Origin of the sequence: Pseudobutyrivibrio sp. UC1225 (assembly GCF_900115215.1) — a bacterium.
Classification (GTDB): domain Bacteria; phylum Bacillota; class Clostridia; order Lachnospirales; family Lachnospiraceae; genus Pseudobutyrivibrio.
The window spans coordinates 309087-333941 of the sequence record NZ_FOVQ01000003.1; the positions used below are offsets into that span (position 1 = coordinate 309087).

General features: G+C 32.2%; 24 protein-coding genes. 23 read left to right on the plus strand and 1 reads right to left on the minus strand.

Going from position 1 to position 24855, the window contains the following annotated elements:
• The first annotated feature begins 12 nt into the window (after positions 1 to 12).
• From BMZ41_RS06460 to BMZ41_RS06540, 17 genes are all read left to right on the plus strand, one after another.
• A complete protein-coding gene (locus tag BMZ41_RS06460) occupies positions 13 to 873 on the plus strand; it encodes an ATP-grasp fold amidoligase family protein (protein ID WP_090527870.1) in 861 nt (286 codons plus the stop codon).
• Positions 874 to 910: 37 nt separating this feature from the next.
• Positions 911 to 2359, plus strand: a complete 1449-nt coding sequence (locus BMZ41_RS06465; RefSeq protein ID WP_090527873.1) for a DUF362 domain-containing protein — start codon at positions 911 to 913, stop codon at positions 2357 to 2359.
• A gap of 9 nt (positions 2360 to 2368) precedes the next feature.
• Positions 2369 to 3583 (plus strand): glycosyltransferase, encoded by a 1215-nt coding sequence (locus BMZ41_RS06470; protein ID WP_090527876.1) that lies wholly within the window; start codon positions 2369 to 2371, stop codon positions 3581 to 3583.
• Entirely contained in the window at positions 3584 to 4519 is a 936-nt protein-coding gene (locus BMZ41_RS06475) for a glycosyltransferase family 2 protein (protein WP_090527879.1), read from the plus strand. It abuts the gene before it with no gap.
• A gap of 9 nt (positions 4520 to 4528) precedes the next feature.
• Positions 4529 to 5467, plus strand: coding sequence for a glycosyltransferase (locus BMZ41_RS06480; protein WP_090527882.1), 939 nt, complete (start codon positions 4529 to 4531; stop codon positions 5465 to 5467).
• 113 nt (positions 5468 to 5580) lie between these two features.
• Positions 5581 to 5985: a sugar 3,4-ketoisomerase gene (locus BMZ41_RS06485; protein ID WP_090527885.1), complete on the plus strand. Its 405-nt coding sequence runs from the start codon at positions 5581 to 5583 to the stop codon at positions 5983 to 5985.
• A 17-nt stretch (positions 5986 to 6002) separates the two neighbouring features.
• Positions 6003 to 7106 carry a DegT/DnrJ/EryC1/StrS family aminotransferase gene (locus BMZ41_RS06490; RefSeq protein WP_330388830.1) on the plus strand — a complete coding sequence of 368 codons (1104 nt, stop codon included), beginning with the start codon at positions 6003 to 6005 and terminating at the stop codon, positions 7104 to 7106.
• A gap of 15 nt (positions 7107 to 7121) precedes the next feature.
• Complete coding sequence (locus BMZ41_RS06495) at positions 7122 to 8213, plus strand: polysaccharide deacetylase family protein (protein WP_090527888.1); 1092 nt, start codon at positions 7122 to 7124, stop codon at positions 8211 to 8213.
• 6 nt (positions 8214 to 8219) lie between these two features.
• Positions 8220 to 9251, plus strand: coding sequence for a glycosyltransferase family 2 protein (locus BMZ41_RS06500; RefSeq protein ID WP_090527893.1), 1032 nt, complete (start codon positions 8220 to 8222; stop codon positions 9249 to 9251).
• Positions 9235 to 9933, plus strand: a complete 699-nt coding sequence (locus BMZ41_RS06505) for a hypothetical protein (protein WP_090527895.1) — start codon at positions 9235 to 9237, stop codon at positions 9931 to 9933. Before BMZ41_RS06500 ends, BMZ41_RS06505 begins: the two co-directional genes overlap by 17 nt.
• A 77-nt stretch (positions 9934 to 10010) precedes the next feature.
• The gene (locus tag BMZ41_RS06510) at positions 10011 to 10712 is read left to right on the plus strand and encodes a hypothetical protein (protein ID WP_177184165.1); all 702 of its coding nucleotides are present in this window, start codon (positions 10011 to 10013) and stop codon (positions 10710 to 10712) included.
• Positions 10713 to 10724: 12 nt separating this feature from the next.
• Entirely contained in the window at positions 10725 to 11741 is a 1017-nt protein-coding gene (locus BMZ41_RS06515) for a glycosyltransferase family 2 protein (RefSeq protein WP_090527902.1), read from the plus strand.
• On the plus strand, positions 11738 to 12646 hold the full coding sequence (locus BMZ41_RS06520; protein WP_090527905.1) for a glycosyltransferase family 2 protein: 909 nt from the start codon (positions 11738 to 11740) through the stop codon (positions 12644 to 12646). Before BMZ41_RS06515 ends, BMZ41_RS06520 begins: the two co-directional genes overlap by 4 nt.
• Positions 12647 to 13486, plus strand: a complete 840-nt coding sequence (locus BMZ41_RS06525; protein ID WP_090527910.1) for an ABC transporter permease — start codon at positions 12647 to 12649, stop codon at positions 13484 to 13486.
• A 2-nt stretch (positions 13487 to 13488) separates the two neighbouring features.
• Positions 13489 to 14757, plus strand: coding sequence for an ABC transporter ATP-binding protein (locus BMZ41_RS06530; protein ID WP_090527912.1), 1269 nt, complete (start codon positions 13489 to 13491; stop codon positions 14755 to 14757).
• A 36-nt stretch (positions 14758 to 14793) separates the two neighbouring features.
• A complete protein-coding gene (locus BMZ41_RS06535) occupies positions 14794 to 15615 on the plus strand; it encodes a class I SAM-dependent methyltransferase (RefSeq protein ID WP_090527915.1) in 822 nt (273 codons plus the stop codon).
• Between the two features lie 27 nt (positions 15616 to 15642).
• Positions 15643 to 16734 (plus strand): hypothetical protein, encoded by a 1092-nt coding sequence (locus tag BMZ41_RS06540; protein WP_090527918.1) that lies wholly within the window; start codon positions 15643 to 15645, stop codon positions 16732 to 16734.
• 217 nt (positions 16735 to 16951) lie between these two features.
• Here the strand turns inward: BMZ41_RS06540 and BMZ41_RS06545 are convergent, their stop codons facing one another.
• On the minus strand, positions 16952 to 18013 hold the full coding sequence (locus tag BMZ41_RS06545; RefSeq protein WP_090527921.1) for an IS110 family RNA-guided transposase: 1062 nt from the start codon (positions 18011 to 18013) through the stop codon (positions 16952 to 16954).
• Positions 18014 to 18277: 264 nt separating this feature from the next.
• Between BMZ41_RS06545 and BMZ41_RS06550 the strand changes: the two genes are divergently transcribed.
• From BMZ41_RS06550 to BMZ41_RS06580, 6 genes are all read left to right on the plus strand, one after another.
• Complete coding sequence (locus BMZ41_RS06550) at positions 18278 to 19372, plus strand: FkbM family methyltransferase (protein WP_090527924.1); 1095 nt, start codon at positions 18278 to 18280, stop codon at positions 19370 to 19372.
• 76 nt (positions 19373 to 19448) lie between these two features.
• The gene (locus BMZ41_RS06555; protein WP_090527927.1) at positions 19449 to 20105 is read left to right on the plus strand and encodes an acylneuraminate cytidylyltransferase family protein; all 657 of its coding nucleotides are present in this window, start codon (positions 19449 to 19451) and stop codon (positions 20103 to 20105) included.
• 8 nt (positions 20106 to 20113) lie between these two features.
• Positions 20114 to 21709 (plus strand): aldolase catalytic domain-containing protein, encoded by a 1596-nt coding sequence (locus BMZ41_RS06560; RefSeq protein WP_090527930.1) that lies wholly within the window; start codon positions 20114 to 20116, stop codon positions 21707 to 21709.
• Between the two features lie 34 nt (positions 21710 to 21743).
• A complete protein-coding gene (locus tag BMZ41_RS06565; RefSeq protein ID WP_090527933.1) occupies positions 21744 to 22358 on the plus strand; it encodes an HAD family hydrolase in 615 nt (204 codons plus the stop codon).
• A 120-nt stretch (positions 22359 to 22478) separates the two neighbouring features.
• A complete protein-coding gene (locus BMZ41_RS06570; RefSeq protein ID WP_090527936.1) occupies positions 22479 to 23546 on the plus strand; it encodes a prenyltransferase/squalene oxidase repeat-containing protein in 1068 nt (355 codons plus the stop codon).
• Between the two features lie 767 nt (positions 23547 to 24313).
• A partial coding sequence (locus BMZ41_RS06580) for an S-adenosylmethionine synthetase N-terminal domain-containing protein (RefSeq protein WP_143071327.1) occupies positions 24314 to 24855 on the plus strand: 542 nt, incomplete at its 3' end.

The window sequence follows — 24855 nt, forward strand, 5'->3', positions numbered from 1 at the left end:
TGGTAGGTATTGATGCTAAAAAAAATATATTTACTCATAGAAAATGCTTGTAGATTTATTCCTGACAGGATGTGGATTAAATTCCGTTTTATATTTTTGATGAAAAAGAAATGTAATTTAGATAATCCTAAATCCTTTAGTGAAAAGATACAATGGCTTAAATTAAATGAACATTTTGATGAATACACTTCATGGTGTGACAAAGTAGAAGCTAAAAATTTGGTAAAACCATATGTGGGAGAAGAGCATATTATTCCTACTATTGGTGTATGGGATGATTTTGATGAAATTGATTTTGATAAATTACCAGAAAAATTTGTATTAAAGTGTAATCATGATTCTGGTGGAGTTGTGATTTGTAAAGATAAGGAACATTTCGATAAAAAAAAGGCAAGAGCCAAATTACGTCAATGTTTGCATAGAGATTATTATTTAAACGGTAGAGAATGGCCATATAAAAATATTGAAAGAAAAATATTGGCTGAACCTTATATTGAACCTGAAAAAGGAAAAGAAGAGTTAACAGATTACAAGTTCATGGTTTTTAATGGTGAGGTAAAGTGTACATTTACATGTACGGATCGTTATTCGTCAGGTCTGAAGGTGACTTTTTTTGATAAAGGATGGAATGTACTACCGTTTGATAGAAAATATCCTAGAAGCACAGAGAAGATTGAAAAACCCAAAAATTATGAATGGATGATTGAAGTGGCTGAGGAAATTGCTCATAATTGGAGATTTGCTAGAGTAGATTTTTTCGAGGTGGGCGAGAAGGCATATTTTGGCGAGGTGACATTTTATCCAGGAAGTGGAATGGAAAGATTCTATCCCGAAAAATGGGATTACATATTAGGGTCATGGCTAAGAATATAGCATTTGTTTAAAGTCATGGTAAGATTAGGAGATAATTATGAATATAGATGTGGCAATTTATAAGACCGACAAAGCTTGTTATCCAACAAAGAATTCTTTATTTAGACCTTCGCGAAGATATCCTGAATATATTTTTAATGATATTTCTAATGAAGAGAATAATGTATACGATTCAGTAAGAGAGGCTATTCATTTATTCGGATATGACAAGGAAAATTATGGAAAAAAAGAGTGGAACCCTTTCGGAAATATAATTAATGAACACACATCTGTTTTGATAAAGCCCAATTTAGTCATGGATTTAAATCGTACTGGAGAAGGAACAGAATGTTTGTATACTCAGCCATCTGTTATTGCTCCAGTTATAGATTATGTAATTAAAGCCCAGAATGGAAAAGGTATAATTGTAGTAGGGGATGCACCTATGCAGGAGTGCAGATTTGATCGATTAATTGAGGAGAGTGGTCTAGAAGAACTAATCAATTACTATAAATCCAAAGGAATCAATATTAGTTTAGTGGATTTTAGAGAGGTTAAATCAGAGATAGTCATGGGCTCACATAAACAGACTGTTGAAGATAAACAATCTGGTACTATTATAAATTTGGATGAAAATAGCGAATTTTATAATTGTGATGAAAAGTTATTGAAAAAACTTAGGATAACGAATTACGATCCTAGAGGTTTGGCTGCACATCATAATGGAGAAAAACATGAATACTATGTTTCCAATTATCTACTTGATGCCGATGTTGTTATAAATATGCCTAAACCAAAGACCCATCGCAAAGCAGGTGTTACAATTGCTATGAAAAATATGGTGGGAATAAATTCAAGGAAAGAATTTTTGCCACATCATACCGTTGGTAGTGTCTCCAGTGGAGGAGACGAATATAAGAAGAAAAGTCTCCTTAGAATATTTAGTGATAATTTATATGATTACAAGAATATGAAAGAAGCGGAAGGCAAATATCTTCTGGCTAGACCAGCATTTTGTTTTGCATATGGATTTAAAATTTTGGCTAATCTAATTCATAATGAGCCTGGTGAAGGTAGTTGGAGCGGAAATCATACAATAAGTAGGACAATAACAGATTTAAATAAAATAATAGTTTATGCGGATAAGAATGGTAAGTTATGTAAATCGCCGCAAAGAAAAATGATTATTATTGCTGATATGATTATTGCAGGAGAAAAGGAGGGGCCTGTTTTGCCTTCTCCAAAGAAATTAGGAGTGATAGCGGTTGGAGAAAATCAAGTGGCATTTGATATTGCTATTGCTACACTTATGGGGGCTGATGTAAAAAAAATCCCAACTATTCAAAATGCTAGTTCTGTAGAAGAATTTAATTTCGGTAAATTAGATAATCCTAGAATTATTTCTAATAGGATTGAATATAGTGGGTTATTAAGTAATATAGATAAAAGTTCATTTTGGAATTTTGTGCCAACAAGTGGATGGACTGAAGTGTTTATTAAAGGATGAGGTTTGTATATGCCTAAAATTGCTATTGTTATAAACTCATTATCAAATGGAGGGGCGGAAAGAACAGTTTCAAATATAACCACACATCTTCCAGATAATTATGATATAGATATTATTTTAAATGATGACTCAAGTATAAATTATGATTTCCGGGGAAATATAATTTCATTAAAAATGAAACCAAAAAAGAATAAATTGACTCTAGGTTATCAATTCCTTGCATTTGAGAGAAGAATTAAAAAATTACGGGAACTAAAAAAACAGAAAAAATATGATGCTGTAATAAGTTTTTCTGAAAGTGCTAATATAGCGAATATTTTAAGTGGAAATAGGTGTTCTAAGACAATAGTGTCTGTTAGAGTTAATCTTTCTAGCACATCAAATAATAGAATATATAGATATATAGGATTCCCGTTAGTAAAAATACTATATAACCTTGCAGATATAATTGTTGCGGTTTCAGAGGGAGTAAGACAAGATCTTATTGATAATTTTGGAATTAAGGAACAAAAAATATGTACTATTCCAAATGGCTGTGATATTAAAAAAATTAAAGAATTATGTAATGAAGAGCTAACTACAAAAGAAATAGATTTGGATTCAATTGAGAATATTATCATAACTACAGGAAGACTTGAATATCAAAAAGGACAATGGCATTTAATTAGAGCACTCTCTAAGTTAAAGGAAAGAGATGTGAATTTTAAATTATTCATATTGGGAGAGGGTAGCGAAAGATCATACTATGAAGAACTGGTAAAAAGAATGAAATTAGATAATGAGGTCATTTTTTTAGGATTTTGTAACAATCCATTTGCTATTTTAGCTCATGCAAAATTATATGTTCTGCCGTCATTATTTGAGGGGATGGGTAATACTCTTATAGAAGCGTTAGCTTGTGGGATTCCATGTATTAGTACAGATCATGAATCTGGTGCAAGAGAAATTTTAGCACCAGAAACAGAAATAAGATTCAAAAATGTTAATCATGTAGAGTATGCGGAATATGGAGTTTTAGTGCCTACCTTTGATGGTATAAAATATTCTTATGATGAATCTATAACGAATGAAGAAATATTAATGGAAAATGCCATCTTCGAAATGCTTACCAATAAAAAATTGAACGATGAGTATAGGAGAAAAGCTCAACAAAGAGCAAATGATTTTGAATTAAAAAGTATGATAAAGAAATGGATGTCTCTGATAGAGAGTAATATGTCTTAAATGAAGTCTAGTGAATTGAAAAATGTGACAATTTTAATGTCTACATATAATGGAGAAAAATATTTAGAACAACAATTGTCTAGTATAGTGGCACAAAAAAGTGTAAATTTAGATGTCAAAATTCGTGATGATGGGTCGACAGATTCTACAATTGATATTATAACCAAGTGGAGTGATAAACTTAGGATTACATATTACGTTGGTGAAAATATTGGATCTGCCTCAAGTTTTTTAGAATTGTTATACAATGTTACCCCATCAAAGTGTGGATACTATGCCTTTTCTGACCAAGATGATTATTGGCTGGCAGATAAGTTATCAACAGCGGTTGATATACTTGAAAAATACGATGACATACCAGCATTATATTATTCGAATGCTAAAATTGTTGGGAAAAATTTAGAGGAAATAGATAATCCATTTAAAAAAAGTTATCACACAGATGAATTTGGAAGTGCGTTAGTTTTGCCTCAGGCAGCTGGTTGTACCATGGTTTTTAATACAAGACTATTAGAAATAATCCAGAAGTATAAACCTTCGAACTGTTATATGCATGATATATGGGTTCTCAATGTTTGTTTAGCAGTAGGCGGAAGGGTGATTTATGATTCCGTTCCACATATTTTATATAGGCAACACGAGAGTAATGTGGTTAGTGTTTTGGGGAAAGACAAAATGTCTCATGTTGAGCTGTTTTCATATCGTGTTAGAAAATTTTTTGATTATAGGTATAAGCCATCTATTGTGGCAAGCCAATTGAAAAAAGGATATTGTGACTATATACCAAGTGAAAATATGGAAATTATAAATTTGCTGCTGGATGGGGATAAAAGTTTATTACATAAATTACAATTAATTACAAATAGAAAAATTAAAACGCCATACATGGTATACAATATTCGATTCATAGTACAAATATTGTTAAATGAACAATAAGTGAATAATATGAGTGAAGTTTTAGGAAAAGAAGTAGATTATATGTCTAAAGAATATGAAGTAACAATAAATGTTTTATGTTATGAACCTATATATGATAAGCTTATTGAAACAATAGAATCTATCCTCATTCAAGAAGATGTGAATTTACAAATTGTAATATCGGATGATGGGTCCTCAAATAACCATTTTGAAGAATTAGAACAGTATTTTTATGAAAAAAAATTTTTTGACTACAAGCTGTGTGCAGCACGTCAGAATATTGGAACAGTTAAAAATTTGTTAAATTCTATTAGAAATTCAGATGGCAAATATTTGAAATGTATAAGTCCAGGAGATCAGCTTTATGGGGAAAAAGCATTACGAAAATGGTTAGATTATATCGTTTCGAGCCAAAATAGATGGAGTTTTTGTGATATTGTATGTTATCACAAGGGAGAAACAGGAGAAATAGTTGATAGAGTTAGAAGACGGCCAACGTATCTGATGCCATATATAAAGAAGAACGATTTGTTATCTAGAATTAATTATCTAATATTTTCAGATAATGCAAATGGAGCTAGTATACTTGGGGAAAAAGAGTTGTTTCTTGAGTATATGCAAGAAATAGATGGAATTATTAAATATTCTGAAGATATGATATGGCGAATTTGTATGTACGATGATGTAATCCCATTGTATTTTGATGAGGTCCTTGTGAAATATGAATGGGGGACAGGAGTATCGACTTCAAGAAAGAAAAAATGGCATAAAATTATATCAGAGGAGTGGAAAGCGTGTTCTAAGATTATATTACATAGGCAGTCTAAAAACTGGGTTCAAAGAATCTTGAAATGTGGAATAATCCTAGAGAACACTTTTTTTATGAAAATTGTTAAATTTATTAGAAAAAAGTATCTGAAAGCAATTTATCTAGAACAATTATATACAGTTAAGGAATTCCCATAGTAGTAATATCGTATATATTAAATGTTTGCTTGGTATTAAGTGCTTCAAAAAGAAGTGGAATTATTGCTGTGATATAATTGACTTGATTAGGTCACGAAGGAAAGGGTGTATATATGCAAACTATCAAATACACATTTCAACCCCATGGGGATGAAAGAGGTCAATTAATTTCATTGGAGGAATTCAAGGATATTCCATTTAGGATTAAGCGAGTTTACTACATGTATGATACTGCTGCAGATGTGGTCCGTGGTCATCATGCACATAGAAATCTTGAACAGATTTTAGTATGTGTTCATGGAAGCTGCAAAATTAGACTTGATAATGGGAGAGAGAAGAAAGTTGTGGCTTTGGAAAAGCCTTATGAAGGGCTATATGTGTCAAATAATATGTGGAGAGAAATGTTTGATTTCACACACGATGCTGTGCTAATGGTCTTTGCATCTGAATTATATGATGAATCAGATTATATTCGAGATTATGAAGAATTTTTGAAGTTTGTTGGCATTAATGAATAATAAAAAGGTAATGAATTATGGAAATTAGAGTACCATTTGTGAGTTTTCTTCCTATGGAGAGAGAGCTCGAGAGCGATTTAAGAGAGGCTTTTGAAAGAGTTTTTTCAAATAGTTGGTATATTGAAGGCAAAGAGGATGAAGCTTTTGAAAAGGCATTTTCCGATTATTGTGGGGCAAAGTATTGTATAGGTGTGGGAAATGGGTTAGATGCACTTATGTTATCACTTAAAGCTTTAGGAATTGGAGAAGGTGACGAAGTTATCATTCCGTCAAATACTTTCATTGCAACAGCTTTAGCAGTTACCTATGTAGGTGCCACCCCTATTTTTGTTGAACCAGATATTAGTACATATAATATTTCACCAAATCTTATTGAAGAGAAGATTACCAATAAAACTAGGGCTATTATTCCGGTCCATCTATATGGCCAAGCATGTGATATGGATGCAATAATGAGAATTGCTACAAAGTATGGATTGTTTGTGGTAGAAGATTGTGCGCAAGCTCATGGTGCTACATATAAGGGGAAGAGGGTTGGAACCTTCGGTGATGCAGCAGGTTTCAGTTTTTATCCTGGAAAAAATCTTGGTGCATTAGGTGATGCTGGAGCTATATTAACAAATAATAAAAAGCTTGCAGAAACAGTAAGAGCGTTGGGAAACTATGGTTCTGATTATAAATATCACCATATATATAAAGGTAATAATTCTAGACTTGATGAAATACAAGCAGCATTTCTTATGGCAAAGCTTTCTAAATTGAATAAAATGAATTCTGCTAGAAGATATATAGCAGAAAAGTACAAAAATGGAATTATTAACTCGGAGATTATTCTTCCATATGTTCCGACGTATACGGAAGCTGTATGGCATATCTATGGGATAAGATGCAAGAGAAGAGATGAGTTAGAGGTATATCTTAATGAGCATGGTATTGGTACGAATAAACATTATCCTATTCCATTACATTTGCAGGAATGTTATAAGGATTTAGGATTTAAACAAGGAGATTACCCAATTGCCGAGGAAATCAGTAGTACTGAGTTGAGTTTGCCAATGTATTATGGAATGACAGATGAAGAAATAGAATACGTTATTGATGTAGTAAACGAATTTAAATAAAAGGATGATTAAGATATGAGAAAAATAGTGACCATTGCTAGGATTAATCTTATCGCTTTGGTTATAATATGCTTTGGTGGATGTGGGAAAGATAAAGGAAATAATGATATTTTTACTATACCACAAACAGCTGAAGTATTAGATACATCTATATCAGAAATATATGGTGATGCAGATGCAATAGTAACTATAATATCAGATGATGGTTTTTATCAAACTGCAGAGAATTTAGATAAAATATTCGGAGAAAGAGAACTCAAGTGTACAGTTGCGGGTGCAATAAAATTTGTTGAGCCTGATTTAGAATCATGGGAACAGTTGTTGGAGAATGACACGATTGATTTAGTGAGTCATTCATATAATCATATAAAGATGGCAACTGATACAGAAATATCAAAGGATGAGAATGCACTGAAACATGAAATAGTAGATGCGGATCAGTGGTATGAGGAGAAACTAGGTAAAAAACAGATAGTTTTCGTGTGTCCTGAGAATACTATGTGTGATTTGGGATATAAAATTCTTGAAGAAAATGATTTTTGGGCTGTAAGAAGAGGTAACAGAGGGTATAATCCCTTATCGCCAAAAGACGGAACAAATGAAGGCGATTGGATGAATCTTATGGTACAAGGAATACAAGATGAAGGTACAGATTTATCAGTAAGGAATGGATGGGTTGATACTGCTATATCAGACAATGTGTGGCTTATAGAAATGTGGCATAATGTTATGCTAGAAGATGATGGCGGATATCAGACCATTCTTATATCTGATGCTGAAAAGCACATGGATTATATAAAAGAGAAATCTGATAACAATGATATTTGGGTAGCTACTTTTGATGAGGCTGTAAAGTATATTAGAGAGAAACAAAATATAAATGTATATGCGTATATTGATGATAGTGACCTACATGTGTATGGAAAACTAAATAAAAAAAATATGTCATCCAGTACATTTAATCAGCCATTAACTGTTCATATAACTATTCCAGATGATATGAATATCGAAAAATCAGGAAACTCTATTAGACAGGATGGAAATGAATTAGTTATAAATATTATCCCTAATGAAGAACTAGTAATGAAAATAAGAGGGGCTGAGTAAGACAACATGAAGGAATTCCGTGTTAGTGTACTAGTAACATTTTATAATCAGGAGAAATATGTAGATCGTACTCTTCAAAGTATTATAAATCAGAAAACTGATTTTGGAGTTAAGATTATTGTAGGAGATGATGGATCTACGGATGGAACATGCTTAAAGGTTAGAGAGTGGATTGATAAATTTCCAGATCAAATAGAATTGTATGTGATGGATCGCAATCCTGGAAAACAAATATCTGGTTTTAGAGCATCACGTAACAGATTAAAATTGTTGGATTATGTTGAAACAGAGTATTTTATTTTTCTAGATGGAGATGATTATTATTGCTATAATTATAAACTTCAGAAACAGGTGGAGATATTGGATGATGTAGCAAATAAGGATTGTATAGCTTGTTGTCATAATACTGATATGCTTTACGAGGATGGAAGAAGGGTCACGGTAACTAACGCAAAAATAAAAGAAAGAAAATATGGCCCTAAGGAGTATTGGCAAAAATTATATTTTCATACAGATACGTTGTTAACACGAAGATGTGTTATAGAAAAAATAGACAAACGACTTTTGGAAAATAACTTCAATGATAATTTGATTACCTTTTGTTTTTTGCAGCAAGGGAACTTGTATTATATTCCAGAATCGTGGACTATATATTTTCAAACTGGTGATGGGATTTGGACCAGTGGAAAAGAAGTAGTAAATCATATCAGAAATATGTTTCTATATGATTTATGTAATAAAATAAATCCTAAAATGAAAAAGGAAACGGATTTTAGGTTTGCTAGTACATGGATGGAATTACTGAGAATTAGAAGAACAATTAATCCAGAAGACCTCGGATTGTTTAATGTAGAGGCTATAGATAAGAAAATGGACAATTCTCTTAAGTGGATAAATTATAGAGATATAAAATTTTCATCTAAATTAGCATTGTGCTTGAAGGCGGTCTGGAAATCAAAGAGAAAAATATTGTTACATATAATATCTGATATATATGGAGTCACACTTAAGAGGTTTTTATATGAAAGACAAAAGTAGTGGTTACATTAGATGGATAAGTTTGATATGGGCTGTATTATCTTTTGTACTAGGAATTAGATTTTTAAAGAACAATTACAGCATTGGAATGAACAATGTTTATTCCAATGTTGTTAGTAAATCAGAACAAGTATTGTGGTTAGTCATTGCTATTTTAATAGCTGTTTCTTGTATAGTTTTATTAGTAAAATTTATTGTTAAAGCTGTTTTAATTAATGGAAAAGAACGTCAAATTCTTATTTTTTCGATTCCATTTTTAGTTGTGTTTATTGTCTTTTTTATATACAAGTATGTAAATTCGAATAGTGATGTGTACAGCTATTTTTGGGGAGATGAGAAAAATATATGGGATGCTGCTGTTAGGTTGTATCCGTATTTTTTTGTTTATACCTCAGAAATATTTTTGGTATGTTTTTTTATCCTACCAATTGTTTTGGCTCCAGTAATTGTTAAGATTGTTCTCGAATCGTTGATAATGGGATATATAATGTGGAGAATAAAAGCTCATTATAAATCAAACCTTGTGTATATTATATATGCATTCTGTTTAATGCCTCCATTTCTGACCTTGGGTATAGAAGTTCATAGAATGCAATGGTATGGATTTTTATATCTGTTTGCAATGGTTAAATTGTACATGGACATTATTGAGGGGGGGAATATAAATCCAATATATGGATGATTTTTATTATTTCACTCCTGTCGGTTTTAAGGCGAGAGGGGATCTATTTACTACTTGTGGGGGCGGTGCTGTTATATTTGGCATATTTGAAAAATTGTAACTCTAAGATAAGAAAAAGATTTCTTATTGCATTTATTTTGTGCGAAATATTAGTATTTATTCCAGTAATGATTAATGGTGTAAAGGAAAAGGGGACTGAGCTGGATGCAATTATAGTACATATGTTAGGTGAAGAATCACTTGATAGACAAATAATTGCAGAAGAATTAGAGATTATAAATGGTTATATAGATTTAAATATTGCAGATAAATATAATCGTGATATGGGACTGAATGGGTTTGCAATGAACTACTTTGATACGACATGGTTTATGGATGGGATGTATTATATTCAAAGAGAAAAAAAGTCTGTAACCTATGAGGAATTTAGCGATGCAGTATTTGCAGTAATTATGAAACAACCAATGGTATTTATTAAATCTAGAGCTAGAGCATATTATGCTGTTGGAGCCCAAAAGAATACTTATAATTTGTTTTTGCCGTTAGTGTTTATGCTAGGAGCCCTAATACATTCATTGATTGTGAAAAATAAGCCTATGATGATTATTATGATTGGTGTACTAGTGCATATTGCTATTACTACCCTTTCGATGCCAGCTAGTTTCTTTAAATATTTTTTCGAGATGTGGCTTATTTCATATGTATTTGTAGTCATCGTTTTGTTGGAGATAAGAAAAATAGAGGCAAAAAAGGTTAACATTTTACCTGTAAAAAATTAGAAAATAAAGAATATGAAAACTGATATAAAAGTAAGTGTAATTGTACCAGCGTATAACGTTGAACAGTATCTTTCAGAATGTCTTGATAGCATTGAACGACAGACTCTGAAGGAAATCGAAGTTATAATTGTTAATGATGGTTCGAAAGATAATTCTGAAGTTATTGCAAAAAAATATTGTAACAGAAATGAAAATTACAAATTAATTAACAGAGATAACGGTGGTCTTAGTGCAGCAAGAAATACAGGCATGTCTGAAGCTCGTGGTGAATATATATATTTTCTTGATAGTGATGATTATCTTGCCGATGATGCTTTAGAGAAGTTATATAAAAAGGCAAAGGAAGAAAATCTGGACCAAGTAAGATTTGTTGCTTATACATTTGAAGATGGTACAAATGATTATAAATGGACAGGAATAGATGAAGGTGGATATAAATATTCTGGGAACTATCCGAATTATCTTAGTGGTATAAATTTTTATAAACAAGCTATAGATAATAATGATTACTATCCTAGCTGTTGTTTAATTTTTACTAGAAGAAAGGTTATCGAAGAAAATAATCTTCGTTTTTATGAGGGAATATTGCATGAGGATAATTTGTTCAATTTTGAATTAACTTGTCTGTGTGATAGAGTTTCAATTCTTCACGAACCGCTGTATTATAGACGATATAGAACAGATTCTATTGTTAAGGGAACGAATTGGATTGAGAAAAATCGCTCAATGTGCATAAGTGCTGAAGAAACAGATATATTTTTGAAGAAACACCCATACATTACAGCTGTAGTTGGAGAACAACAAATCAAATTGTTTACATTGATGATGTTGAATAATTGGGAACATATGAATAAAAAGGAACAGAATTCCCACGAGTCCCAAATATTATTTGATAGGATAAAGCCGTTGGTAGTGAAGTATATGAACGGTGGCGGGCCTATTAAAGTTTTTTATATTAGCAAACCGCTATATAGACTATATATTGGTGTTGTTAAAATAGTTGGAAGGATGCGACATTTATTAAAATGAATGAAAAAAAAGTTTCAATTATTCTGCCTGTTTATAACGGAGCTGAACATGTATTAGATTCAATAGAAAGTATAGTAAACCAGACGTATGATAATTGGGAATTAATAATAGTCAATGACTGTTCTACAGATAATACATTGGAGATATGCCAATGTATTGCAAACAATGATTCAAGAATAAAAGTTATTTCTAATGAGTGTAATTTAAAATTACCGAATACATTAAATGCAGGTTTTAGAGAAGCAACAGGTAATTATTATACATGGACTTCTGATGATAATATGTATAAACCTAATGCTATATGTAAATTGGTTGAGACTCTTGAAAAAAATCCAGATGCTGTAATGGTATATGCTGACTATACTAATATTGATGTTGACGGAAACATTCTTGGAGAAGGAAAACTTCAAGAACCAGAGAAAATTGTTGTAGGAAATGTATGTGGAGCTTGTTTCTTATATACAGCTGATGTTGCAAAAAGAGTTGGAGAGTACGATGCAAATCTCTTTTTAGCAGAGGACTATGATTACTGGATGCGTATATATAGATATGGAAGAGTAATACATATTACAGATAATCTATACTTGTATAGAAGACATGCAGGTTCTCTCACTGAAACAAAGAAAGCGTCCATAAAGGAACAGACATATAGGGCTATAGAAAAGAATTTCATGTCGCTATACACGGATGCGAAAAAACATGGTTTAAATCATGAATTTTTTGATCATATTATGGTAAGGGCAGAGTCTCACAAGGATGAGACATTGCAGATGTTATTATCAATTGATTGTAGTTATGAGAAATACTTAAGCCATAAATTAAGAAAAAATAATATACAAAAAAATATAAGTGACTCGTTGGTTTATAAAATTTATCGAAAGATGAAAGGAATTAGAATTAGATAAATGGAGGAATATACAACACATATAAAAGCTAAGACTGGATGGTTTGATATTGATTTGAAAGAGTTAGTTCATTATAAAGATCTTATATGGCTATTCTTTAAAAGAAATTATTCGACAAGATATAAGCAGACAATTCTTGGTCCGTTATGGCTTATTTTCAACCCATTAATTACTGTGACGCTATATGCTTTGGTATTTGGCAATTTAGCTGGATTGTCAACAAGCGGAGTGCCACAATTTGTTTTCTATTTGTGTAGTAATGCTTTGTGGACCTTTTTCGCAACTAGTCTCACACAGACATCTAGCACTTTTACAGCAAATGCAGCAATCATGGGAAAGGTGTATTTTCCAAGACTTGTAATGCCTATTTCGTCTGTTCTTACAGGAATGCTAGATTTAGGAATACAGTTAGCGATGCTTGTTGTTGCAATCGTTTATTATAGTTTAAATGGTTATAATTTTGGACTTGGATACTCACTCTTATTAGTTCCTGTTCTAATATTCCAAACAGGATTACTTGGACTTGGGTGTGGTATTATCATAGCAGCTCTCACTACAAAGTATAGAGATTTGGTTATCCTTGTGGGATTCGGCGTTCAGCTTTGGATGTACGCTACTCCAGTTGTTTATACAGCAGATATTATTCCGAAGAAATATATGTCGGTGTATATGATAAATGCAATGTCACCAGTAATTGAGTGCTTTCGAAGTGTACTACTTGGAATACAAACAGACGCTTGGCGTTATTGGGGGATAAGTTGGATAGTAACCCTAATTGTTTTAGCATTAGGAATAGTTTTGTTCAGTAAAATAGAAAAAACATTTATGGATACGGTATAAATATGTCAGATATAGCTATAAAAATAGAAAATTTAAGAAAACAATATATGCTTGGCGCTATAGGGGGACAAACTCTAAACGCAGAGCTTCAGTCTTGGTGGGCTCGAAAGCGAGGAAAAGAGGATCCAAACCTTATGATAGGCCAAGGGTATTCTAATTCAGTAAATAGTTTCTACGCGTTGGATGGAATTAATCTTGAAATAAAAAAGGGAGAAGCCGTTGGAATTATAGGTTGGAATGGAGCAGGAAAATCGACCCTTTTGAAAATTCTTTCCAGAGTTACTGCACCTACAGAAGGTGATATATGGATTGATGGTAGAATAGCTTCAATGCTTGAAGTTGGTACTGGTTTTCATGGTGAACTTACTGGTAGAGAGAATATCTACATGAATGGTGCAATTTTGGGAATGACCAGAAAAGAAGTTGATGAAAAGATAGAGTCTATTATCGACTTTTCAGAATGCAGACAGTTTATAGATACACCAGTAAAACGATATTCTTCGGGAATGTATGTTAAGCTAGCTTTTGCTGTAGCTTCTCACCTTGATGCGGAAATTATGATTATGGATGAAGTGTTAGCAGTTGGAGATATGGCATTTCAGAAAAAGTGTCTTTCCAAGATGGGGGATGAAGCTCATGGAGGAAAGACTGTACTTTATGTGAGCCATAATATGGCAACCATACGAAATCTATGCGACAGATGCATTGTCCTAAAACATGGAAAAGTGGTTTTTGATGGAGGGGTTGAAGATGCTATAGCTGTATATATGGATAGTAACACAGATGTATCTTCAGCTTATATCGATAATACGTTAAAAGATAGAGGTACTAGGGTTGATAGACTTGGTTCATTAGTAATGATGAATAATGTTTCATTTAAAAATAAAGACCGTCTATTTTTTTCTAATCAGGAAGAAGTATTATTTGATGTAGAAATAGAGTCGTTTGTGGATTTGGAAAATCTCTATATGGGAATATCTATTAATGAATTAGATAATTCACCAATAGGCTTTGACTATGTTAGAATTCCAGATATGAAAAAAGGCGAAAAAAAGATAGTTAGTTTTCAAACAGAATTTAAAGAATTACCAGCTGGTAATTATGCTATGCAGTTTAATTTGCATCGGCAAAATGATATGGGGGGATGGGATCGCAGTTTGGATCAAACTAATAATCTGCCATTTAGAGTGGAAGATTGTGAAGTTAGACTTCAATGGCGAAAAGATTGGTTTGGTAATGTTTTTTTTAATGCATTACAAGTTAGAGAGTAAAATTGTTTAGTGGTTCATGTTAGGAGAGCGAATAAGTTGAAAGTTTTATTTCAAAAGATATTTAAACATATTTATTTAAAGATTTGTTTATTTTTTGATATGTTGACAAGATGTAAGGTTTCGATTGCTTGCAAAGAAATGTTGGAATATAAACGATTTGAAAAATCATTTGTTGATGAGGTGTCAAGTTATTATGTGATTAGTAATGAGTCAGAGTGTATCTATAGAAATCAATTTTACAATGAGAGAAATAGAGAACTCGTAGATTTATGTAAAAATCATGATCTGAAAAGAATAGCATTGTGGTATGGAGAGGCAGACTCAGATAAAATGTACTATGATGAATATTTTGAACATAGAATGAGTATGAGGATAATAGCAAAATATATAGAAAGACATATTCCTAAGAATACATATATTTTAGATGTTGCTTGTGGACATGGCAGTATAGATAAATACCTTGCACAAAGTGGTTATAAAATAAAGGGGATTGATTTGAATCCGAATAGAATTAAGGAGATTAGAGATTATATTTCAGATGCTGAATGTATAGATATTGATAGTATTAATAAGGATTCTAAGTATGGAGTTCTTATCTCGTTGGAAATGTTGGAACATGTTCCAGATATAAGAAAAACATTATCTAATATGTATATGATTTTAGAAGATAGAGGGTTGTGTTTTATTTCAGTTCCGTTTGAGAGAATGATAGATGATGAACAGCATGTACGTTTTTTTTCAAAAGAAAGTATGGTTGCATTGCTTCAAGAAACGGGATTTAAAGTGAAGGCTATAGTTAGATTGGCGTACTTGAATCATGAGAAGGAAAATGATTTGGTATGTGTGTGTGAAAAGTAATAAGACTCATTTCCTAGGAGAAAAAATATGGATTATTTTAAGCGAATACGAATTGAAATACTAAAAAAAAACCCATTATTAAGTAATAATGGTAGGAGAACAAAAAATGCAACTATAACAAATATTTTTGACTACAATAATATAATATTATCACGCCCAGACTATGATAGAAAAGTATTAGGAAGTTCAAGATTTTATGGATATAATTATATTCTGAAGAGATATTCTGGTTATACAAAGACAATAGAAGCACACTCGGAACATGCTCCAGGGTTGGACATGTTAGATTTGTATGATTGGCAGGCGAAAGAAAAAAAGGCATTAATAGTAAATTCAAGTCAGCGAAAAGATTTTTTGTCGCAATATGTGGATGTTCCTATTTTCCCAATAGGTCCATCTATTCATTATGCAAATTCGATTTACAATGAATTTGACTATAAAGTAATAAAAAAATCACTTGGAAAAACACTTTTAATTTATCCAATGCATGATATAGAGGATTTTCATTATAAGGATAAATCTGACGCTTTTATAGAATATGTAAAAAAAATTAAGGAAAAATATGGATTCGATACGGTAATAGTGTCGATGTATTTTGTTGATATTGAGCGAGGATTACATTTTAGATATTTGAAGGAAGGATGGATTATTACGTCTGCCGGACGGAGAGAAAATTATGATTTTAATGATTGTATGAAGACTATAATAAAGATGGCAGATTATGCATTAATTGATGGATATACTTCTGCTCTTGGATATTGCATTTATTTAGGTGTTCCTGTATCAATATTTCATAGAGAGTTTGATTTCATTGAATCAGGCAAGGAAAATGTTGTTCAAACGAATAATGGACTTGTAAAAGAAACAATGAAAAAATTTGAGAGCCTATTCTCAGATTATGATGAAAAAATCTCAGAGGAAAAATATAGTTTTTGTAATTATTGGTATGGATATGATGATGTGCTAGATAAAGGGGAATTATATTTGCTTTTTGATTATATTAGTAAGATAGATAATACTATGAGTAAAACAAGAAAAATGCAAATTGCAAAAAAGAGACGATATGAACCAATAAAAGAATACTTAATAGATTGCATAGGGTATACGAATTTAAAGTAGTATAAGATGTAATATCGTTGATATATATCTTTGAAATATGGCGGTTAGCTAAATATAAACATGCTTAAGCAAGGAATAAGATTTGCATATGGAGACCAGCTATGAATAGTCAAGAAAAAATTTAGCGAATAATTTGTTTGACTTATGAGGCTAAAAATAGCTGACTCTAACTAGACCTTCTAGCGGAGGCCTTTCAAAAATCTATGTAAGACATATGCTAATCTAGGTTAAAGGAAAAATTATCAGTTAGCATCCTATAAATGATGCGAACGAGCTTACCTGCACAGTGGCCTAAAGCATTGTAATGCGAGCGGCCTTCAGATACTTTTTGATGATAGTAATCATTGAAAGTCTTGTTGTTTTTAACAACATTGTGTGCTGAATTAACCAATGCATAACGTAAGGCTCTTGGGCCACGTTTTGACATACGAGTGTGCTTGGCTTCAAAGTTACCAGATTGGTAAATAGAGGGATCAAGTCCAGCAAATGACAAAAGCTTACTCGGATTGGAGAATCTGGTGATGTCACCGATTTCTCCAAGAATCATACCGCCATTGACGTAACCAATGCCTGGTATGGTCATTATTACAGAATCTAATGATGTGACAATGTCTTTCATTTCGGATTCAATTAATTTTAACTGCCTATACAATAGCTCAATCTGTTCAATAGATTGAGTGATTTGAATAGATAAAGATTTGTCGCTTGAACCGACAGACTTCTGTGTTAGAACTCTTAATTCTACAGATGTTTCCTTTTTAAAATGGCCTTGGGAAGCGGATTTCAAAAGGTGCGTAAGATGAGTCAAATGCATAGAAGCAATGGCTTCAGGTGTAGGAGCTTCTTTAAGAAGCGCATAGCATCCCTTGTGATGTATTCCAGATTTAAAGAAATACTGTAGCTCAGGGAAACCTTGAACCACGTAAGAAGTCAGCTGAATCTTTAATTGGGTACTCTGCTTCACAATCTTTTGTCTGAACCTTCCGAGGTTCTTTGGCTGCGTAAGACCAATGTCATAGAGCGTAATGAACCTGTGGGGATGCATAATTAAAACTTTACAGATAATAATAGTATCAACCTTATCAGTCTTGGTTTTGTGAATGTTGTTCTTTTTCATTTGCGCAGTCTGAATAGGATTGATAAGGCAAACATTATAGCCTTTTGGTACTAGTAACATCAAAAGGTTGTTGCCATGGTGAGCCGTAGAACCATGACCAATGATGATCTGGTCTTTCTCAAAAGATTTGAGTTTGGCAATATCGATGCCGACGTAAATCATAACGTTCTCCTTTCAATTAAGACTGATACTGTGATATCCACCAACGATTATCATCGTACACTTGATTGAAATAAGTGCTCTGATATAAATGGGACATCCAGCTTATAAACAATTCAGATAAAGGTAATGGCAATACACTCCATACAGTAGTCATTGCTACAGGGAAAAATCAAAAGTCCACAGTATCTGAATGTATTATGGCACAGTTATCAAAAAGAAAGGAAAGTAGATTAATTTGCTTCTGAATTAATCATAGGGGGACAAATGCAATTAGAGCTAAATTACGATGTTGATTTCGAACAAAGAATAATTGAAGAATTCTTAAAAATGAAAAAGATAATTTTATTTGGCGCTGGGGTAGGAGGTGCTAGAGTTGTTGAATATATTGACCAAAAATGTTCATCAATAAAAGGAAATATTGAATGTTTTATAGATAATAATCCTTTAAAGTGGGACTCTGAATTTGTAGGTATCAAAGTAAAAAAACCATCAGATGTCCTAGACGTTGGGATAGAGGCAGATACTGTTATAGTAATTTCGTGTGGAGAGGGTGATGAAATTCTTAATCAGCTAAATACTGAGTATGGAATAACAGAAAGGCAGGTATATATTCCTGATTTAGCAATGTTAAAAGTAGACGATAAGTCGTTTATTCGTAATCATATTAGTTTGTTAAATATGACTTATAACATGTTACAAGATGATAAATCTAAAAGGGTATTATATGGTGTTTTACAGTACAAGTTATCACATGATATCAGTTTAATTAAAGACATTGCGGATAATTGTAAAGATCAGTATTTTGATAAAGATATAATTGCATACACTAAAGATGGTATATTTGTGGATTGTGGAGGATATATTGGTGATACTATTGAGTCGTATGTTAATCATAGCAAAGGAGTATACGGTGAAGTTATTTCATTTGAAGCTGACCATGAAAACGCAGAAATAATACGAAATAAGTACCCATGTGTTGAAGTAAAAGAAATCGCTGTTTGGAGCGAAAGAACAAAGTTACTATTTGATTGTTTGGGTTCAGGCTCAGGAAAAGTAAGTGAAGATGAATCCTTATCTTATGAGTTAGAAGTCGAGTCTGATACAATAGATAACGTATGTGACAATAAACGGGTATCGTACATAAAAATGGATATTGAAGGTGCAGAGTATCAAGCTTTGTTAGGCGCACAAAAGGTGATTATGAGAGATAAACCTAAATTAATGATTTCTGTATATCATAAACAAGATGATTTAATAAAAATTCCGCTACTGATTAAATCGATGAATCCAGATTATAAGCTTTATCTTAGACATTATAGGAAGCTATCTGTACAGGAAACAGTATTATATGCTGTGTAATAATATTGATAATCTTAAAGGTACGTCTACATAATATAGAACCACGAAGTTTTATGCATGATGAGTGAGGAAGATAATGAAAACAGTTGCAGTTGTGCCAATGAAGTTAAATAATAAAAGATTGCCACAGAAAAACACGAAGGCTTTTACGAATGGGAAGCCTCTATGTACATATATATTGGAAACATTAAAAAAAGTGGAGGGTGTTGATAAAATATATGTATATTGTAGTAATTCTGACATAAAGGAATATTTACCAGATGGAATTGAATATTTGAAAAGAGATGAACGATTAGATTTAGATAGTACGTCGATGATTGAGGTTCTCAAGGCATTTTCTGAGGATATCCCAGCTGATATTTATTTGATGACTCATACAACAGCTCCTTTTGTAAAAACTGAAAGTATTCAATTGGGATTAGATAATGTAATAAGTGGAAAATTTGATTCATCGTTTGCAGCTAAAGTATTACAGGATTTTTTGTGGGTTGAAGGTGAAAATAAACCATATAACTACGATTTAAATAACATACCTCGTACACAGGATCTAAAACCATTCCTTATGGAAACTAGCGGCTTTTATATCTATACCAAAGAAGTTATTAAGGGGTTAGGAAGAAGAATAGGCGAACATCCATTTGTTGTGAAAGTTGGGGAAATAGAAAGTATAGATATTGATGAAGCAGAAGATTTTTTGATAGCTGATGCGATATTTAATTATATGAATAGATAGGTATTAATATGGGCGAAATATTATCATTGGATTGTACACTTAGAGATGGTGGATATTGTAATAACTGGAATTTTAGAGAAAAAAATATTGAAAAAATCATAAATGGATTGGCCATAGCGGGTGTGGATATTATTGAATGCGGTTTTTTAACAAGTAGAGTTTCATATAATCAAGATATATCTAAATATACAGATTTGAAGCAGATTGAAGCATTTATTTCAAAAGAAGCTAATAAGTCTGAATATGTTGTTATGATGAATTTAGGTGAATATAAACTAGAAGATTTACCAGATGCCGCAGAGAGTGTTATAGGCGGAATAAGATTGGCTTTTCATAAGAAATCACTTAATGAGGCCATGACTTCATGTAAGATAATTAAACAAAAAGGCTATAAGTTATATATGCAACCTATGGTAACAATGTTATATTCGGATGATGAATTTATAGAGTTAATTAGTAAAGCAAATGAATTGAATCCATATGCTTTTTACATCGTCGACAGTTTTGGAACAATGGATGAGGATATATTGTTACATTATTTTCAGATTGCTGACAAGGAAATAAATGAAAATACTTATATAGGATTTCACTCCCATAACAATTTGCAAGGGGCATTTTCGAATTGTAAAAGTTTACTAAAGAGCGCCAGAAATCGAAATATTATTATTGATAGTTCTATTTATGGTATGGGGAGAGGCGCAGGGAATCTTAATTCTGAATTGTTTCTTAACGAATTAAATTCAAAATATGGAAAGAACTATGAAATAAAGCCATTATTGAGAATAATGGACGAGGTGTTATCACGTTTTTATAACGAAAAACCATGGGGATATTCATTACCTAATTATCTATCAGCAGCACATATGGTTCATCCGAATTATGCAAAATACCTTACGTCAAAAGAGGCTTTACTGCTAGAGGACATGGATGAGATTTTTTCCTTGATGGATAAGGATAAAGCTGTTGAGTATGATGAGGAGTATATTAATGATCTATACATGAGTTATATGTCTAGAGAGAATAAGAATAAGGATTGCATAGCTGAGATTCAACAAAAAGTTAGTGGAAGGGAAGTTCTGCTTATAGCTCCGGGGGCTTCAGCAAAAAAAGAAGAAGAAAAGATAGCAAAATTTGTTGAGAATAATAAGCCAATAGTTATAAGTATTAATCACGAGTATGCAGGCTGTAATGTAGATTACATATTTGTGAGTAATATTCGAAGATTTAACCAGTTGTCTGAGGCATCAAGAGCTAGAGTGATAGCTACAAGTAACATTCATAGTGGTGATATTTTTGCTACAATTGATTATAAAATATTATTAAATGATATAGATGGTGTAAAAGATAATGCTGGACTGATGGCTATAAAATTTGCAGTTGAAGAATTAGGAGTTAACGATATATATTTAGCTGGATATGATGGATACTTAAAAGATTCCAGATTGAACTACGAATCCGATGATTTAACTGTGTTTATAAGTGAAGAATCAATTGATAGGATGAATATTGGAATGAATTGTATGATTAGAAAGTTTAAAGAAAAATCTAACATAAAGTTTATAACCAAAACGTATTTAGATATATATGGGGGAAATATATTATAGATAATAAAAAGATATATAGAAGGTTGAATATTAAATGGATACATGCATAGTGTTTGATATTGATGGGACTCTATTCGATACAAAAGAAGGAATAATACAAGCATTAAATGAAGTAATAAAAGTTTATGGTGGCGAGTACATAAGAAGTGAAGATGCAGATAAGTATATTGGTCCGCCAATATATAAATCGCTTAGTATATTTCAGAATTATGATTCAGCAGTAGCTGAAAATGCCACAAGATTGTACAGGAAAATATATGTTGAAAAATACATCAAGAAATCGAATCCGTACCCTTTTATGATAGAAACACTTAGCATATTAAAGTCAAAAGGAATAAAGCTTGCAATTGCCACCATGAAGACAAAAAAACAAGTAGAAGTTCTATTGGATTATTTCAAAATTAAAGAAATGTTTGATATTGTTCAGTATGTGGTAGAAGATGGTGTATCATCGAAGAATGATATGTTAGCTTTCATAAGAAAGGTAATAAGTGTAGAGGAGTATTATATGGTTGGTGATACCATGGGTGATTATACTGCAGCTAAAGAAAACGATTTCCGTTTTGTTTTTGCTAAATATGGATATGGAGAGTGTGGGTGTGTGTTAAATGTGATTAGTACTATATCAGATATTCTGAAATATGTATGAAGTGATGTTTATATGATTTATTAATGGTTTAAAATCAAACTAGATATATAGATGGTGGATTATTTCTTTTTGATAAAAGAATAGCAAAGAAGTAATTATTTTTTTAAGGTGGAAAGAACAATGAAAAACAAAAATGAAGTATTTAATAGGGCAATTACTTGGATAAATAATTATACTATTGGAGGAAATGGTATTACAGTAACGTCTAAAGAGCTATGTATTTATCCGGAGGTCACCGGATACTATATTCCGTCGCTGCTTCAGTGGGGAGAATGTGATTTGGCTATAGCATATGCTAGATATTTGTGCTCGATACAAAAGGATGATGGTTCCTGGTATGATAGTGGGAATGTTGCACCATATGTTTTTGATTCTGCTCAGATTTTGAAAGGACTTTTAGCGATCAGAAACATTATTCCTGAAGTAGATGAACATATTATCAAGGGCTGTGATTGGATTCTTTCCAACATGCAATCGGATGGTAGACTAACTACTCCATGCAAAGATGCATGGGGGGCGAATGAAGACTATTGTTCAGAGCTTATACATATTTATTGTTTGTCACCTATTAGGGAGGCAGGACATATTTTTAATAAATCTGAATACCTTGAGGGTGTAAATAAGATTCTTAAATACTATAAGGAGAATAAACTCGATAGGATTAAGAATTTTAGTCTGTTGTCACATTTTTATGCATATGTCATGGAAGGACTATATGACCTTGGAGAAATTGAATTATGTCGAGAATCTATGGAGCGACTTGAAAAGTATAGAACGTCAAAAGGAGCTATACCAGGATTAAAAGACGTTCCATGGATATGTTCTACAGGCTGTTTTCAGCTGGCTGTTGTATGGTATAAGCTTGGGGAGTTAGAGAAAGGTAATTCACTATTTTATTATGCAATTAGCTTACAGAATAAGTCAGGTGGATGGTATGGTAGTTATCCTGCACCAGGTTTTGTGGCTAACTTTTACAGAGGAAGAAAGAGACCATATTATTTTCCTGACGCGGAGATCAGTTGGGCTGTTAAGTATTTCTTAGATGCATTAGCATTAAAAGAAAAGCTTGAGTTTTCAAGTATATCACCTGATTATATGTATAATGTGACTGAGAATGATGGACAGTATTATTTAATAAAAAAACTAATTGAAGCAGATGAAATGCAGAGAAGAGGATATCATAGGTAAAGATGAATATATCTGTGCATAATAATGCTGAAATGGTTGAAAGACGTATTGATAGAATTGATTTTTTCAGATTTATCATGTGTATAAATGTTGTAGCTAATCATACTCATCCCTTTCAAGATATATTAGAAAGCCTTAATACATTTATGACATTGTTATTTCTATGTATAGCAGTACCTTTTTTCTATTATGTAGCGGATATTTTATGGGAATCAGAATAGAATGGGGGTACGAATTATCCCTTATTTGCTCCTTGGACTAGTTTGTTGTGAAAAACAGAAATCATTTTCATATTATAGAAATCATTTTTTGCTTTTTATTATATTACTTTGTATCGAATCTCTAATTAACACAAATATAGGCAACGTTTATGCTACAGATGGAGTTTTACTATTTTAGTTGCTTATTATTTTTTTAGATTAATATTAAACTGTGATGTATTACCATTTAAGTGTTTTAAAGGTGATACAAAGGTATTGGGAAGAATAAGTTCGATTATCTATTGTATACAATATTTGGTTATAACATATATTATCAAGTGGGAGTATGCTAGATATATAGGAGGTTTTTTATAAGATTTATTTTAACTTTTCCTATTACATTTTTTATGTCAATTGCTTATTTGTTTATTATGAAGCAGTTTTATCAGCAATATAAAAGATTAAGGGAATGGTTTAGAAAATATAAGTAACTGTATGCTCTATACATACTAGTTGATTTTAATTTTAGAATATATAGAGTATAAAAAGGATAGGAAGGAAAATCAAATGGAAAAACTATTATTTACTTCAGAGTCAGTAACAGAAGGCCATCCAGATAAGGTATGTGATGCCATATCTGATGCCATCCTCGATGCTTGCTTAGCTGAAGATCCTATGAGTAGAGTAGCTTGTGAGTCTTGTTCATGTACAGGTTTCGTACTTGTTACAGGTGAGATCACTACAAAGGCTACCCTCGATGTTCCAGCTATTGTTCGCAAGACTCTTCTTGAAATCGGTTATGACGATGGAAAGAAAGGCATTGATGGAAACTCTTGCGCTGTTATGGTCGCTCTTGATCAACAATCCGCAGACATTGCAATGGGTGTTGACAAGGCTCTTGAGGCAAAGGAAGGCTCACTTACAGACGACCTGGATACAGGCGCCGGTGACCAGGGTATGATGTTCGGTTACGCTACAAACGAAACAGAAGAGCTCATGCCTTATCCTATTTCTCTTGCTCATAGACTTGCTCTACAGCTTGCAAATGTCCGCAAAGACGGTACTTTAAAGTACCTCCGACCAGATGGAAAGACACAGGTATCTGTAGA